This is a genomic window from Blautia sp. JLR.GB0024, assembly GCF_037000545.1.
In the GTDB taxonomy this organism is placed as follows: Bacteria; Bacillota; Clostridia; order Lachnospirales; family Lachnospiraceae; genus Blautia; species Blautia celeris.
On sequence record NZ_JBANBF010000001.1, the window covers coordinates 637,021 to 651,302 of the forward strand.

Below are 14,282 nucleotides of genomic sequence, written 5' to 3' on the forward strand. Positions count from 1 at the left end.
ACACCACTGTCCCGGAGGTGTTTTTAAGTCTGTCCCGCCTGTTTGCAGACGGCAGGGATTTATGGTAGAATAGTCCATTGAGGTGAAGAATTATGTTGCTTGAAAGTGGAATTTACAGACTGGTTTATGAATATTATGAAGCCAGGATCCTTTTTGGATATTATAGATACGGGGAGAGCCTGCCGTCCATCAACAGAATCTGTGATGTTTTCCAGATGGCTCCCGCGACGGTGAGAAACGCGCTCACTTTGCTTGAGAAGAAGGGATTGATCCGGGTAGATGCCAGAAAAACGGCGAAAGTCATTTACAAGACCACCCCGGAGGAGCTTAGGAAAAATGCGGTGAAGTATTTCGCTCCAAGGGAGGCAGGTATCCAGGAGCTGTGTGAATCAGGGAAACTCCTGTTAGAGCCTCTCTGGCAGGAGGGTGTCCGTAAATGCGGCGAAAAGGAGTGGCAGTGGTTTATGGATGCGCTTTCATCCCCCTTAAGCGGCGCGGTGTCCATGCCGGTGAAATTTTATTATCTGGTGCTTCACGGCATGGGCAATGGGATGGCCCTGAATTTCTACTGGGAGATCATTGGCTATGTACGATTCCCCTATCTGGTGAACCGGGAAGAAAAAGAAGCGGCGCGCTATACCGGTACGGAGAATAACAGGGAACAGGTGGTGACCTGGCTGCATGAACAGTACGCTGCGTTTTATTTTGACGCGGTGAAGGATATCAAGGCGTTTCTGCGGCAGCATGAAAAGGCGGTATTTCCGGAAGGGGCAGAGCAGGTCCCCTTTTATTGCAGTATCTACAGACAGCGGCCGCAGCTCTGCTATACCATGGTGTCTCTGGTGATCAGGGATATCAACCGGGGTGTGTATACTGCGGGGGATTATCTGCCGTCTCTGCCTAAGATGGCGGAGATATACGACGTATCTGTCAGCACGGTGCGCCGTACTTTAAGCCTTCTGAACAGTCTGGGACTGACAAAATCCTATCAGGGAAAAGGAACACAGATCTGCAAAATCGTGCGGTCCATGGACTTTTCCAGACCGGAGATCAGGGAAAGTATGCGTCTGTATCTGGAAAGCCTGCAGATACTGGCTCTCACCATACGCCGAATCTCTTATTATACGCTGCAGCATACCAGCGAGGAGGACAGACTCTGGCTGGAGGAGGCGTTTGTCAAGATGCAGAGGAAGGGAAAGAGCTTTTATTCCTTTGAAACATGCCTGTTTTTCATTGAGGAAAAGTGTCCTCTCTCCATTGTGCGGGAGTGTTACGGGAAAATGAGAGAGATGCTTGCCTGGGGATATCCCTTCACCATGCTGAGGCTGCAGGAGCGTTCCCTGCATGAGGAATATGAAGAACGGATCCAGAGGGCTGCCGAAGAACTGGTCAGAAAGGATTATGAAGCGTTTTCCCTGGAATGGGAATCCCTTTTAAAGCATGAGGAGGAAATTATGCGTTTCAGGCTGGAAAGACACCTGACGGCAGAAAAAGAGGAATGATCCGGAATGGAAAGCAGAGGGCAGATGAAAGTTTTCATCTGCCCTCTGCTTTTGTATACAAAGATTCGGGAGCTTATGGTTCCGGCTGACAGATCAAAGTCTTAAGCAAAGTGCGGATATTCTGAAAGGAATCTTTTTTTACTTTTACGGAGATGGTGGCTTCTTTGATCAGTCTTGCCCTGGCAAGCAGTTCTTTTACTGCCGTATCCGTTGTCTGGTCAAGGCCGGCATTTTGATTGGCTTTGATAAAAGCCTCCGTATCACTGAGTTCTACGGGAGATTCAGCCACGGCGCCTGCAAACAGCCGTGTATCCCTTGTCTCCGGATGAAAGGCGCCCGCAAAATGGACAGTAGGAAAATCAACAGAGCCTCTTATGCTGATCTTTTCAAAGCTGCTTCGGTATCCCTTCCGGGGGAAGGGGAGAAAGAAACCTTCAAGAAGAAAATCCGGCCTTTCCGTGGTTCCGTTTCTGACGGTATGGTCGTGAAGGAAAGTCTCTATGGGAACCTGCTGTTTTTCCCCATTTTTAATCATCCGGGCCTGAGCCTCATAGAGGAGCAGAACAGGAGCCAGGTCCGAGTAATAAAGGGCGCGGCACACAGGCGAGTTGGGAATCTGGTGGCACAGGGTTCCCCCTGTCTTAAAGCATTTTTCTATGCTGCTTCTCCAGCAGGCAGACTGGTTAAAATAAAGACAGCGCCTGTCCTGAAGGATATTTCCCCCTATGGTTCCCATATTCCTTATCTGCGGGGATGCCGTGACGCTGAGAGCCCGGGCAAGAGCGGGATAGGTACCGCAGAGGGCAGCGTTTTCCAAAAGCCCGTTTATGGTGACGGCAGCACCCAGAAACCAGCCCTCGGATGTCTTCTGCACGGCACAGAGGTCCGGAATGTGGGTGATATCCATATAGTTTCCGGAGGGCTTTAAGTCATTTTTTACAAGCGGCATAAGATCGGTTCCGCCGGCAAGGATGACAGGGGATTCTGAAGAGAGGCAGGACAGCGCATCTTTCAATGTCTTCGGTTTATAATACATGGTCATCGCTCCTTACTTTTTGTTTGGTTTTATGAAAAAAAATTCAGACAGTGGTATTTTATTGATCTCTCTGCCGGATGCCTGGGATACGGCATCTGCGATGGCAGGTGCTACGGGTACGGTGGTCAGCTCGCCTACACTTTTGGCGCCGAGAGGGCCGGTGGGTTCAAAATTTTCTATATATTCTCCGTGGATTTCAGGCATATCGCATATGAGGGGGACCCGGTATGTCAATAGGTCTGAAGAGATCACCTTGCCTGCATGGCGGCTGTGTTCCAAAGCCTCTGTCAGAGCGTAGCCCACACCCTGTGCCACACCGCCCTCAATCTGGCCGATGACTGTGAGGGGATTAATGGGGGTGCCCACATCCACCACCTCGATCACGTGCCGCAGGATAATGCTGTTGGTCTTCTTTTCGTATTCCGCTTTTACCATACAGACAGCAAAGGGATTGGGACTTTCTTTTGCTTTATAGCTGGAGTTTCCGATGATCACGGCTCCTTTTATACCGAATACTACCTGATGGGCAGCCTCCTCTAAGGTCAGACACAAATTTTCGGAAGGAATATGGAATTTTTTATCCTCCCCGAACGTAATATCTGCGCTGTCATAACAGTCTGATAAAGCATCCGTCAGTTTTTGGATCACGTCCTGACAGGCCAGCACTACAGCATTTCCGCTTACATACGTCTGGGAACTGCCGAAGGTTCCTGTATCGTAAGGGGTAATGCCTGTATCAGCCGCTGTGATCTTAACATGGGAAAGGGGAATGCCCAGACACTCCGCGGCAATCTGGGAAAGCATGGTTTCACTGCCCTGTCCGATATCGGCAGAACCGGTTATCAGGCGGATGCCGCCGTCATCGCTTACCAGTATGACGGCAGAGCTCATACCCTCCTTGGAGGAGGGGCCGGAGCCATGGCAGGCAAAGGATACGCCCCATGCCTGCCGGATATCCTCATTATCTGCCAGACCTTCTTTTTCGTCGATCTCCCGCCGGATCTCCTGGCAGCGGCGGGCACATTTTTCAATACCGCAGCTTGTGACAGCGGAGGCAGCAGCGGGGAACTTCTCACCGGTCTTGACGTGGTTGCGCAGCCGGAAATCCACAGGATCCAGGTGCAGCCTTCTGGCGATCCGGCTCATCATCAGCTCCCGCCCGAAGGTGAGCTGTGAATTGCCATACCCCCTAAAGGCGCCTGCAGTGGGGCCGTTGGTAGCTACAGTGTACCCGTTAAAGAGGTAGTTGGGAATCCTGTACTGGAATTTTCTGCTGGCTGCAGCCACAATGGTGGGAGTGTGGGTGGTGTAAGGGCCTGCGTTCAGATAAAACTCTGTCTGGAAAGCAGTCAAAATCCCTTGTTTTGTCACACCGAATTTTAAATGTGTCTGCATCTCGTGGCGGACAACAGAGGCGTACATCTCTTCCTCCCTGGTGTTAATGAGTTTTACCGGCCTTCGTATCTTTTTTGACAGCAGGGCAGCGGCTGGCTGGTTATGGAGCTGCTGCCTGGCGCCGAAGCCTCCGCCCATAACAGGCTTCACAATACGGATGTCATTTTCTTCCATCTGAAACAGTTCTGCCAGGATCCTGCGTTCCTGGTAAGGGGTCTGGGAGTTGCTCCAGATATTTAATGTCCTGCCGTCGGAAAAATCACAGATACAGGAGGTAGGTTCCATAGCCACATGCTGTGTGGCCGGAGTGTGGAAGTCATCCTCAAAAATATAGTCAGCCTCTTCAAAGCCTTTTTGGGTATCGCCCATACAGGCTTCTCTTACGGCCAGGATATTGTTTTTGGAGATATGAGGCTGGATGGGGGCAGCATCCTTCCTTAAAGCGTCCTTTATGGTATGTACGGAAGGCAGAACGTTGTAGCTGATCTGCACAGCTTTCGCTGCTTTTAAAAGCGCTTGGGGCGTACGGGCTGCAATCGCCAGGATACGGTCTCCTACACAGAGGGGATGCGTGGTGAGTACCTTCTCATCCTTCATAAGCAGCGGGGACGGAGGAGTTCCGGAGCAGTTATAAAAGGTATCGGGAACTTCCCACGGAAGAAGGGCCCCTATGTATCCTTCGGTTTTTTCCGCTTCCGTCAGATCAATGTGTGTTACCTGTGCGTGGGCGTGAGGGCTTCGGATGATCATGCCGTAAACCATTTTAGGCAGGGAAAGATCTTCGGTATAAAGAGCTTTTCCGGTAACTTTTGCGGCAGATTCGTGTCTTGGGATTTTGTGTGCTGCGATTTTATATGGATTCATGGGATACCTCCTCTAATTTCCGGGCTGCATTTTTTACGGCTGCCTCAATTTTGGTATAGCCGGTGCATCTGCATATATTTCCGGAGAGCGCACTCCGAATCTGGGAAGTATCAGGGTTTGGAACCTGATCCAAAAGCGCTTTTGTGGACATGATCATGCCCGGTGTGCAGAATCCGCACTGTATAGCACCTTCTTCTATGTAAGCCTGCTGAATGGGATGAAGTTTTTCCGATGATTCCAGGCCCTCAATGGTTTCAATTACCCCATTGTCTGCCTGCAGCGCCAGTATACAGCAGGAATTTACAGCCTTGTGGTTTAAAAGCACGGTACAGGCTCCGCATTGTTCGCAGCCGCATCCCTGTTTGGTGCCCGTAAGCCCTGCTTTTTCACGGATGACATCGAGAAGCGTGTCTTCCTCCGTGACGGAAAAAACCATGGTTTCCCGGTTGATGGTGAGAGTAATAGTAAAATAATTCATAGAACGGATACCTCCTGCTTTTTTATTTCTATTATGGAATATATTTGTTGAAGTTTTGTTAAAAAAGTGTTGTTGACTAATCGCCTCTGTCTGCCTATGATAAATAAAAGGAGTGTGCAAAACAAAAAGGGAGAGGATGGCATGGAGAAAGTAGAAGTTTTTCTTTTAGGACCCCCCAGAGTTTATATAAATAAGAAAAGATATTTGTTTCCTTATGGAAGAGCTGAGGGCATGTTTTATTATCTGGTCACCAAAGGGTATGAAAATAAGCAGATTTTGGAAGACATCTTTTGGGGAGACAAATATGACGAAGAAAAGGCCAACAGAAACTACAGAAATGCCCTTTATCATATCAGAAAAGCCTTTGGGAAGGATTTTCTGATCACAGACGGAAGGCAGCAGCTTAAGATCAACCCGGAGGCGGATCTGTGGATTGATCTGGAAGAGATGAAAGGGGATCTTGAAATCCTTTCCGGTAAGGAAAATTTCTGGTATTTGGATCATTTTGAAGTAAAAGAGAGCAGCCAGTTTGAAAGTTTTATACGTCAGAAAAGAGTTGAGACTGCAGAGAAAATTTATTCCCTGGCAGAGGAGGAATTGGCCGGAGAGAAATGCAGATTGGATTTGTGTGAGGAGATATGCAAAAATCTCATTTCCATGGATGAGTTCTGCGAAAAATACTATCAGCTTCTCATGAGATTATACGAAAAAGAAGGCCAGGAAAACCGTGCGGAAATGGTTTACCGGGAGCTTAAGTATATATTGGAACAGGAGCTGGATGAGGTGCCCGGAGAGGAGATAACAAGGCTGTGGCAGAAAATCAGCAGCGCAAAAGAGAGGAAAAGTGTACCCGAGGGAGAAAAGCCGAGGTTATACAAGCAGGAAATCCAGTCAGAAATATGTGAAACCCTGCTTAAATGGATATCCATGTTCTGTGACAGGGCGGAATACAGAAAATTAAAATATTTTTCCGATATTGAGGAAGACCTGTTTGTGGAGGGAATCGAATCTCTTGTCCGCCGGGGTATCATTCAGGAGGAGGAGGAGTCCGGCAGAATTTATTATTCCTTTCCGCTTGAGGAGGAGAGGAAAAGGGTATATGAAAGCCTCAGCCTGACAAAGAAAAAGAGTCTCCACAGACTCATGGCGAAGCGGTTTGAAAAGCAGTTTTTTCTGGGGAAAAATGAGGATATTCTGCCTAAGATCAGCTACCACTATTTTAAGAGCCAGGACAGAGAAAAATCAGATTTTTACCTGAAAGAATATCTGAGCAGATATCTGACGATCGCCCACCAGTATTTTCCGGTGCTGCACAATTATGATGTGATGTATAATACGGAAACCTACCTCAATAATAAAAAGCAGATTGCATTCATCTATGAACAGATGGAAAAATATGTGGAAGCATATAAAGAGTCTGTCAACCCGGAGAGCTTTGAAAAGGACCGGCTGGAGCTTTATCTGACCATGTTGGTGCAGTCTTATGTGAAGATACCGGACTACGAAAGATCCTGGGAATACATCAGGCTGCTGGAGGAGCTGCAGGGCATAACAGAAGAGATTCTGAAGCAGAAGGCATTTATCTGTATGGACACTTACCAGGCAGACGAACTGCTTTGTCTGAGCCGTGAGGGTGTGAATCGGGCGGCTGATACATCTGCGGAACAGGGATTCTGGAAGCGGCTTTTGGGAATTGGCTATATCCTTAAAGGGGAAATGGAAAAAGGCCGTCAGGAGCTGCTTCAGGCAGCAGAGATATTCCTGAGTAAAGAGTGGGCAGAGGAATGGGGGGCCAATGCTGCGGTGGCATACAGCTGGCTTGGGGAGATCGGCAGGCTGACAAAGGATTATGACAGTGCCATGGAATACTATAGAAAATCTCTGGATATCAACGCCAATGTCCATAATATCAGCGGCAAGACCCTGCTCTACCTTCATATGGGGAAAGGACTGTTTGATACAGGAAATGACAAGATGGCGGAGCGGTATATAAAAGCCGCTGTGCAGAGCTTTGAACATCTCCACGTAATGTTTAAAAGAAGCAGTGCCTATTCTTATGAAGCGGTTCTGTTATTCAGAAAGGGAGACTTTGAGGGCGGGGCAGTGTACCTGGAAAAAGCCGGGCAGTCTGCTGTATACAGCAGGGACCCCTTTGAACGATGTCTTTACATCAGGATTATCAGTCTGATCACCAAGAGCAGCGCCTGTCCCTGCAGGTGCAGGAAGAGGCTGGAAGAAAGCAGACAGGCATTTAGTGAAAAAGAAGAACAGGCAAAAATCCCATCCCTATGGGAAAGAAAATATCTTGACCAATTCTGCATTTTTTAAACAAAATTTAGATGGAAATATCTTATATTTTCAGAAAAACAGCACGGCAGTGCTGGCAGAATGGGAGAGAACACGATGGAGAAAATTATTTTGGATGGAAACAGCCTCACCTTGGACCAGATTTATGAGGTGGTATATGACGGGGCCTGTGTGGAAATCTCAGAGGAGGCTTTGAAACGGGCGGAAAAGGCAAAGCATGTCCTATACCGGATGGTGGACTCGGAAACGCCTGTTTACGGGACAAACAGAGGGGTAGGATGGAACAAGGATAGGAAAGTCTACAATGAGTATTTTGACCAGTATAATAAAAACCTTCTGCGTTCCCATTCTCTTTGCGTACCTCCGTATTGTACGGAGGAGGAAATACGGGCTGTCATGCTGATCCGCCTGAACACAGCTCTGTATGGCTGTGCAGGGCTTTCCACGGAGGTGCTGGAGCGCTACAGGGATTTCCTGAATAAGAGGATACATCCCCTGGTTCCCAGAAGGAGTTCTGTGGGGGAAGCTGACCTGGCGGTCAATGCCATGATCGGCATGTCCATGATCGGAGAAAATGATGTGCTCTATAAAGGCCGGCCCACAGACAGCCTGAAAGCCATGGAAACGGAAGGACTGAAGCCGCTGGTCCTCGGCCCGAAGGACGGTCTCGGAATCGTGTCCTCCAACTCTCAGGCGGCGGCCATGACAGCCCTTCTTCTGAAAGAGGTAAAAGAGCTGACAGCCAACTCCAATCTTATCTACTGCATTGGCCTGGAGGGACTGAACGGACAGATCCAGCAGCTTGACAAAAGTGTGACAGAGGCAAAGGGATTTCCGGAACAGACGGAATGCGCCCGGGAATGTCTGGCTATGCTGGAGGGCAGCTATCTCTTTGACGGCACAGAGGGCAAGGCACTCCAGGACCCCTTAAGCTTCAGGGATTCCGCTTTTATAAACGGGTCCATACTGGAATGCATCAGACTGCTGGAGATGAGCCTTGAGCAGCATCTGAACCACTCGGATGACAATCCCTGTGTCCTTCCTGATGAGGGGCGGGTATCCGTGAGCTGTAATTTTGAGCCTCTGAATCTGGTGCTGAAGGCAGAGATGCTGAATATAGCCCTGAACCATATGTCAAAGGGTGCGTGCCACAGGATATTGAAGCTGGCTGACCCTGATTTTACAGGGCTTCCCCGGTTTTTATCTCCTGACGGGGGCAAGACGGTCATCGGATATTCCACGATCCAGAAGACGTTTACCTCTCTGGACACAGAGAACCGGTCTCTGGCAAATCCTTCTTCCATGGATTTCCTGGCATTGTCCGGGTATATTGAGGACCATGCTTCCAACGCGGTTCTGGCATTGGAAAAGTCCTTTCAGATTGTGGATAATCTGAGATATATTCTGGGAATGGAGCTGATGCACGCTGCCCAGGCGGTAGATCTCAGGAGAAATTATAAGCTGGGGAAATGTTCCGGAAAGGCATTCAGGGAGTACCGGAAGATCGTTCCGTTTCTGGATCGGGACAGGAAGCTGTCCGTGGATATTCAGAATTCTTACGAGGCGGTAAAAAATAATACACTGCTGAAGGCAGGAGGATGGCTATAGTCCTGTGAAGCGGCAGGGAAAACAGGAGGCAGGTGATGGATTCACCTGCCTCCTGCCTGTCTTATATAACGTTGTATTCTTTCAGCAAATCTTCGATCACAGTGCCGGAGATCTTCCGCAGGGCTTTCTTTTCCACCAGCTTCATGATCCAGGGCACTTTCATCTCGATAGCTTTCTTACCGTCCAGCATTTTTGAAGTGGCATCCAGAAGCGCGCGGATGTCATAGCAGGAGGCGTAGACTTCCGGAACACCCCGGTCCACATCCAGAAGGGTGTAGACCGCCTCCATGGCTGTCCGCACAGAGTATTCTGTGGTGAATACCGTATCTCTTACTGTATCCGCGAACTGACCGATAAATGCGAAGTTCACACATCCTTCCGGTACTACCTTGGGTCTGTCACCTGCTGTTCTGGGCATGAAGAAGGCTGTGATATAGGGCATCATGCAGGGAATGCAGCGGGCGGAGTTAGCTGCCATATCCGGTATCTCCTCCACGGGAACGCCCAGATGGTACAGCCATTCCTCCGTGATCTCTCTTCCGGTACATTCCCGCATGGGCTTTTTCACATAATCCCCGGGAACATCCGTGAACAGGCCGTAGACCCAGACTACAAGCTGGTCTTTTGGCTGTTCTTTAAAATGGGGCTGGCGGTTCAGGGTATAGCTCATGAGCCAGGAGGAGTCCTTACAGGTCACAATGCCTCCGGTCACCACTTTGCCGCTGAAGGGGTCACGTTTGCAGACTTTTTGGATATAGGGCGGGATCCTGTCATCCAGTGTGGTGACTGTGGCGGATTCCCAGGTGGTTTTGTCTGTCTCACTGCAGAACTTGTCGGGATTGCCGAAGGAGAGATCCTGGGCCGCTATGTTCTTCCACAGTTCCCAGCATCCGCCGGGAGTGTCGTTTAACACAGGGGCATGGTCATCATCTCCCAGGCTGGAGTTCTCCGTGCAGCTTCCGTTGGTGACGAAGACCAGGTCGTCGTCCAGCAGGTCAATGCACTCCTCCTGCCCATTATGGATCATCAGAATTTTCCGCGCAGCCTTTTTCTCCGGAGTGATGTCAAAGATCACATTGGTCACTCTGGTGTCATACTGGAAGTGGACCCCGTGGGCTTCCAGATATTTTACCATGGGGAGGATCAGGGATTCATACTGGTTATACTTGGTAAACTTCAGGGCGGACAGGTCGGGAAGGCCGCCGATGTGATGGATGAAACGCTGGATATACAGCTTCATCTCCAGGGCGCTGTGCCAGTCCTCAAAGGCAAACATGGTTCTCCAGTAGAGCCAGAAGTTGGACTTGAAAAACTCCTCTGTAAAGACATCATTTATCTTTTTGTCGTACAGGTCTTCATCCTTTGTGAAGAAGAGCTGCATGATCTCCATGGCGGCTTTGTCACTGAGGGCGAATTTATTGTCTGTGTGGGCATCCTCACCTCTGTTCTCGGTGACACGCATGAGAGAGTAGTTTGGATCCTTTTTATTCAGCCAGTAGAATTCATCCAGCACAGACGCATCCTCTGTTTCCAGGGAAGGGATGGAGCGGAACAGGTCCCAGAGGCACTCAAAATGGTTTTCCATCTCACGGCCGCCCCGGATGATAAAACCTTTCTGGGCATCATGAATGCCGTCACAGGCGCCGCCGGGCAGGGACAACTCCTCCAGAATGTGGATGTGTTCCCCTTTCATCTGCCCGTCCCTCACCAGAAAACAGGCGGCTGCCAGGGAAGCCAGTCCGGAACCGACCAGATATGCGGATTTACGGTCAACGCCCTCAGGCTTTACCGGGTGTGCGAATGCTTCATAATTTCCATTGCTGTAATACATATGAATACCTCCTTGTTTGATAGGAATCATTATTTGTTTTTTTATCTGTCTTTACTATAAACGGAGAGAGAAAAGAATGCTATAAACAGAAAATGCGCAGTGTCAAAAGTTTTGACACTGCGCATAAAGTGTATAAAAGATTAATGTTTTTTATCTGTCCGGAACCGTTCCAACGCCCCGGTGATGGTGCCGTGGACTAAGAGGCTTAAGCGGTCAGTCATGGCCTCCGGTTTTTCCTTCATGCCGTTCTCGATCCATTCACAGACCAGACCCACAAAGGCGTATTTGTAAAAGTCCGCAATGAACTGTTTGTCCGCGTCCCGGACAGCCATATCCTCTGCTTTTTCCTCGATAACGCCCAGCAGGAGGCGGTACATTTGCTGAAAGAGAAAATGTTCCAGGTATTCCCGGCTGACAGAATGATATGTGTTCCTGACAAAATTCCGGTTGTTCAGTATATAGGAGAGGATTTGAAGAAAGCCTTCCTGCCAGGTGTCATATGTGGTCTTTTCCCCCAGCCGTTTTTCTGCCTCATTGATGTAGATCCATTCGATCAGGTCATAGATATCCTGAAAGTGGTAGTAAAAGGTCTGGCGGTTCACACCGCAGTCTTCCGAAATGTCCACCACGGTTATCTTTTCCAGGGGTTTTTGTTCCATCAGATGTTTCAGGGACTGGGCAAGGGCCCTCTTGGTAGTCTGCGACATATTCCGCTCCTTTCCTGCGTGTGTTTATCTTTCCAGAAGATCTCTGTAAAATCCCGGGTAGGAGATATCCACACAGTCTGCCTGCAGGATCTCTGTCTCGCCCTTTGCCGCTATGCCGGCCACGGCAAAGGACATGGCGATCCGGTGGTCCAGATGGCTTTCAAGCACAGCTCCGTGAAGCGGCCGCCCTCCCCGGATGATCATTCCGTCCTCTGTTCCTGTGACGTCAGCGCCCATTGCGCTTAGATGGTGTACCAGAATATCCAGACGGTTGGATTCCTTGACTTTCAGTTCCTGCGCGTCCCGGATGACGGTGCGGCCTTCCGCGAAGGCGGCCAGCACGGCAAGGACGGGAAGTTCATCGATAAGTGTGGGAATCTCAGCCCCCTCAATGACAGTACCTTTTAACGCGCTGTATCTGACCAGCAGATCTGCCACCGGCTCCCTGCCGTGTTCCCTCTTATTCAGGATGGCAATGTCAGCGCCCATACGGCGGCATACGTCGAGGATGCCGTCTCTTGTAGGATTGATGCCCACATTTTTGATCAGCAGCTCGGAACCCGGCACCAAAAGGGCGGCAGCGATGAAATAAGCGGCGGAGGAGATGTCTCCCGGCACGGCGACGTCCTGTCCTGTAAGCTTCGGCTCCGGCTGTATGGTCACGGTGCAGTTCTCTGTTTTTATGTCCGCGCCGTAGCTTGCCAGCATACGTTCGGAATGGTCTCTGGAGACATAGGGTTCCGTGACGCTTGTCTCCTTATCCGCATACAGCCCTGCCAGAAGAACACAGGATTTTACCTGAGCGGAGGCCACAGGGGATTCGTAATGGATGCCCTGCAGCCGGCTGCCACGGATCGCAAGGGGAGCACAGCCGTTTTCCCGAAGACTTTTAACATCCGCGCCCATCATGGAGAGGGGAGTGATGATCCGTTTCATGGGGCGCCTGCAGATGGAGGCGTCTCCGGTCAGTGTGCTCTCAAAGGACTGTCCGGCCAGTATGCCGGAGATGAGTCTTGCCGTGGTTCCGCTGTTGCCCACGTCCAGAATATCTGTCGGCGCATGGAGGCCGTGGAGACCGTTTCCGTGCACCAGGATCTCTTCCGGGAATTCTTCAATGGAGATGCCCATTTTCCGGAAGCAGGCAATGGTGGAGAGGCAGTCTGCCCCTCTTAAAAAATTGGTGATCCTTGTGGTTCCCCGGGAGATGGCTCCCAGCATAACTGCGCGGTGGGAGATGGATTTATCTCCGGGTATGGTAACTTCGCCTTTTAAGGCTTCTGTCTTTCTGAATTTCATGGATGGCTCCTAACGTTCATATATGATGTAGTTCCGTTTTCCAAGCTGATCTGCAGCTTCTTTCTGGGCGTCCTGATCATAGAAGTCGATCTTTAATACACCCTCGTCGAATTCACGGTTATGGATAATGCCGATATTTTTAATACTGATATTATTCATAGACAGGATGGTAGCGATGGTGGCAATGGCACCTGTCTCATCAATGATATCACAGTAGAGGGCATACTCTTTCTTGATCGGACCGCTGGAGGTGTCGCTTATGGAATCCCTGTACTCCCTGGAATCCTGAAACATCTGATACAGGCCTTCCCCGTCCCGCTGGTCCACCAGATATTTTGCCTGTACGATCAGGCGGATGAACTCATCCAGGACCTGGGAAATGTTATCCGGGTTTTCCATGCAGATCTGCTGCCACATATGGGGGGAGGAGGAAGCAATCCTGGTAATGTCCTTAAATCCCCCCGCGGCAATGGACTTCATATGTTCGGATGGGGAATCCAGTTTATTCACCAGATTCACAAGGGCAGCTGCCACCACATGAGGGAGATGGCTGACCGCGGCGGTAATGTAGTCATGCTCCTCCCAGGTCAGTATCATAGGCAGGGCGCCGATGGAAGTCACAAGCTCTGTGTAGACCCCTATCTTATCAAGCCCTACCTCCTCGGAAGGAGTAAGGATATAGTAAGCATTTTCAATCAGATGGTCTGTGGAGTGCTCATAGCCGGTCTTCTCGCTTCCCGCCATGGGGTGTCCGCCGATAAAATTGGGGGCCATGGAGAGCGCGGTGATCTCCTTATGTATCTCACCTTTCACACTTCCCACATCAGTCAGAATGCAGCCCGGCCTTATGATCTGCTTCAGCCAGGGGAGACATTCTATATTATAGTCCACGGTGGCGCATAGGAAAATGATATCACAGAGGGCGAATTTGGAATCATGCTCATCACAGGCAATATCCACAATACCGTCAAAGACGGCGTCCTCCAAAGTGTCCCTGGTCCGGTTGTAGGCCAGAATCTGGTATTCCGGATGAAATTTCCGGATGGCTTTGGCTATGGAACCGCCGATCAAACCGAGACCAATAAAGCCAATCGTAGTTGTTTCCATTGAAATATGCTCCTTCTTCTTATTGTGACAACAGAAAACCTGCAGCGAAGCTTCTGTCGTTAATAAACAGCGGGTTTTTATGTCCGCCAAACAGTATTATTTTATGACAAGGAGCGCCAATTGTCAACGATTTTGCGCTTTAAAGCGTTGC

General features: G+C 49.7%; 10 protein-coding genes. 3 read left to right on the plus strand and 7 right to left on the minus strand.

Features of this window, described 5'->3' with window-relative positions; translation table 11 throughout:
* Positions 1 to 92: 92 nt before the first annotated feature.
* Entirely contained in the window at positions 93 to 1,502 is a 1,410-nt protein-coding gene (locus V8Q34_RS02895; RefSeq protein ID WP_335834766.1) for a GntR family transcriptional regulator, read from the plus strand.
* A gap of 73 nt (positions 1,503 to 1,575) precedes the next feature.
* On the opposite strand, the gene V8Q34_RS02900 is transcribed toward V8Q34_RS02895, so the two are convergent.
* From V8Q34_RS02900 to V8Q34_RS02910, 3 genes are read right to left on the minus strand one after another with little or no spacing between them, the layout of a single operon-like run.
* Entirely contained in the window at positions 1,576 to 2,538 is a 963-nt protein-coding gene (locus tag V8Q34_RS02900) for an FAD binding domain-containing protein (protein ID WP_335834767.1), read from the minus strand.
* Positions 2,539 to 2,550: 12 nt separating this feature from the next.
* Positions 2,551 to 4,797: a xanthine dehydrogenase family protein molybdopterin-binding subunit gene (locus V8Q34_RS02905; protein ID WP_335834768.1), complete on the minus strand. Its 2,247-nt coding sequence runs from the start codon at positions 4,795 to 4,797 to the stop codon at positions 2,551 to 2,553.
* A complete protein-coding gene (locus tag V8Q34_RS02910; protein ID WP_335834769.1) occupies positions 4,784 to 5,275 on the minus strand; it encodes a (2Fe-2S)-binding protein in 492 nt (163 codons plus the stop codon). The genes V8Q34_RS02905 and V8Q34_RS02910 overlap by 14 nt, the downstream gene beginning before the upstream one ends.
* A 141-nt stretch (positions 5,276 to 5,416) precedes the next feature.
* Between V8Q34_RS02910 and V8Q34_RS02915 the strand changes: the two genes are divergently transcribed.
* Together V8Q34_RS02915 and V8Q34_RS02920 are read left to right on the plus strand one after the other, a co-directional pair.
* The gene (locus V8Q34_RS02915) at positions 5,417 to 7,603 is read left to right on the plus strand and encodes a BTAD domain-containing putative transcriptional regulator (RefSeq protein ID WP_335834770.1); all 2,187 of its coding nucleotides are present in this window, start codon (positions 5,417 to 5,419) and stop codon (positions 7,601 to 7,603) included.
* Between the two features lie 75 nt (positions 7,604 to 7,678).
* Positions 7,679 to 9,190 carry an HAL/PAL/TAL family ammonia-lyase gene (locus V8Q34_RS02920; RefSeq protein ID WP_033140348.1) on the plus strand — a complete coding sequence of 504 codons (1,512 nt, stop codon included), beginning with the start codon at positions 7,679 to 7,681 and terminating at the stop codon, positions 9,188 to 9,190.
* A 61-nt stretch (positions 9,191 to 9,251) separates the two neighbouring features.
* On the opposite strand, the gene V8Q34_RS02925 is transcribed toward V8Q34_RS02920, so the two are convergent.
* The 4 genes from V8Q34_RS02925 to V8Q34_RS02940 all read right to left on the minus strand — a co-directional run bounded on the left by V8Q34_RS02925 (position 9,252) and on the right by V8Q34_RS02940 (position 14,131).
* Positions 9,252 to 11,021 (minus strand): oleate hydratase, encoded by a 1,770-nt coding sequence (locus V8Q34_RS02925; RefSeq protein ID WP_103732036.1) that lies wholly within the window; start codon positions 11,019 to 11,021, stop codon positions 9,252 to 9,254.
* Between the two features lie 140 nt (positions 11,022 to 11,161).
* On the minus strand, positions 11,162 to 11,728 hold the full coding sequence (locus V8Q34_RS02930) for a TetR/AcrR family transcriptional regulator (RefSeq protein ID WP_033140346.1): 567 nt from the start codon (positions 11,726 to 11,728) through the stop codon (positions 11,162 to 11,164).
* Between the two features lie 24 nt (positions 11,729 to 11,752).
* Positions 11,753 to 13,024 (minus strand): 3-phosphoshikimate 1-carboxyvinyltransferase, encoded by a 1,272-nt coding sequence (gene aroA, locus V8Q34_RS02935; RefSeq protein ID WP_335834771.1) that lies wholly within the window; start codon positions 13,022 to 13,024, stop codon positions 11,753 to 11,755.
* A 9-nt stretch (positions 13,025 to 13,033) separates the two neighbouring features.
* Positions 13,034 to 14,131, minus strand: coding sequence for a prephenate dehydrogenase (locus tag V8Q34_RS02940; protein WP_335834772.1), 1,098 nt, complete (start codon positions 14,129 to 14,131; stop codon positions 13,034 to 13,036).
* Between the last annotated feature and the right edge of the window lie 151 nt (positions 14,132 to 14,282).

Excerpts from the sequence above, each read along its gene's own strand:
- V8Q34_RS02895 (WP_335834766.1), top strand. The coding sequence starts at position 93 with ATGTTGCTTGAAAGTGGAATTTACAGACTGGTTTATGAATATTATGAA.
- V8Q34_RS02900 (WP_335834767.1), bottom strand. The coding sequence starts at position 2,538 with ATGTATTATAAACCGAAGACATTGAAAGATGCGCTGTCCTGCCTCTCT.
- V8Q34_RS02905 (WP_335834768.1), bottom strand. The coding sequence starts at position 4,797 with ATGAATCCATATAAAATCGCAGCACACAAAATCCCAAGACACGAATCT.
- V8Q34_RS02910 (WP_335834769.1), bottom strand. The coding sequence starts at position 5,275 with ATGAATTATTTTACTATTACTCTCACCATCAACCGGGAAACCATGGTT.
- V8Q34_RS02915 (WP_335834770.1), top strand. The coding sequence starts at position 5,417 with ATGGAGAAAGTAGAAGTTTTTCTTTTAGGACCCCCCAGAGTTTATATA.
- V8Q34_RS02920 (WP_033140348.1), top strand. The coding sequence starts at position 7,679 with ATGGAGAAAATTATTTTGGATGGAAACAGCCTCACCTTGGACCAGATT.
- V8Q34_RS02925 (WP_103732036.1), bottom strand. The coding sequence starts at position 11,021 with ATGTATTACAGCAATGGAAATTATGAAGCATTCGCACACCCGGTAAAG.
- V8Q34_RS02930 (WP_033140346.1), bottom strand. The coding sequence starts at position 11,728 with ATGTCGCAGACTACCAAGAGGGCCCTTGCCCAGTCCCTGAAACATCTG.
- aroA (WP_335834771.1), bottom strand. The coding sequence starts at position 13,024 with ATGAAATTCAGAAAGACAGAAGCCTTAAAAGGCGAAGTTACCATACCC.
- V8Q34_RS02940 (WP_335834772.1), bottom strand. The coding sequence starts at position 14,131 with ATGGAAACAACTACGATTGGCTTTATTGGTCTCGGTTTGATCGGCGGT.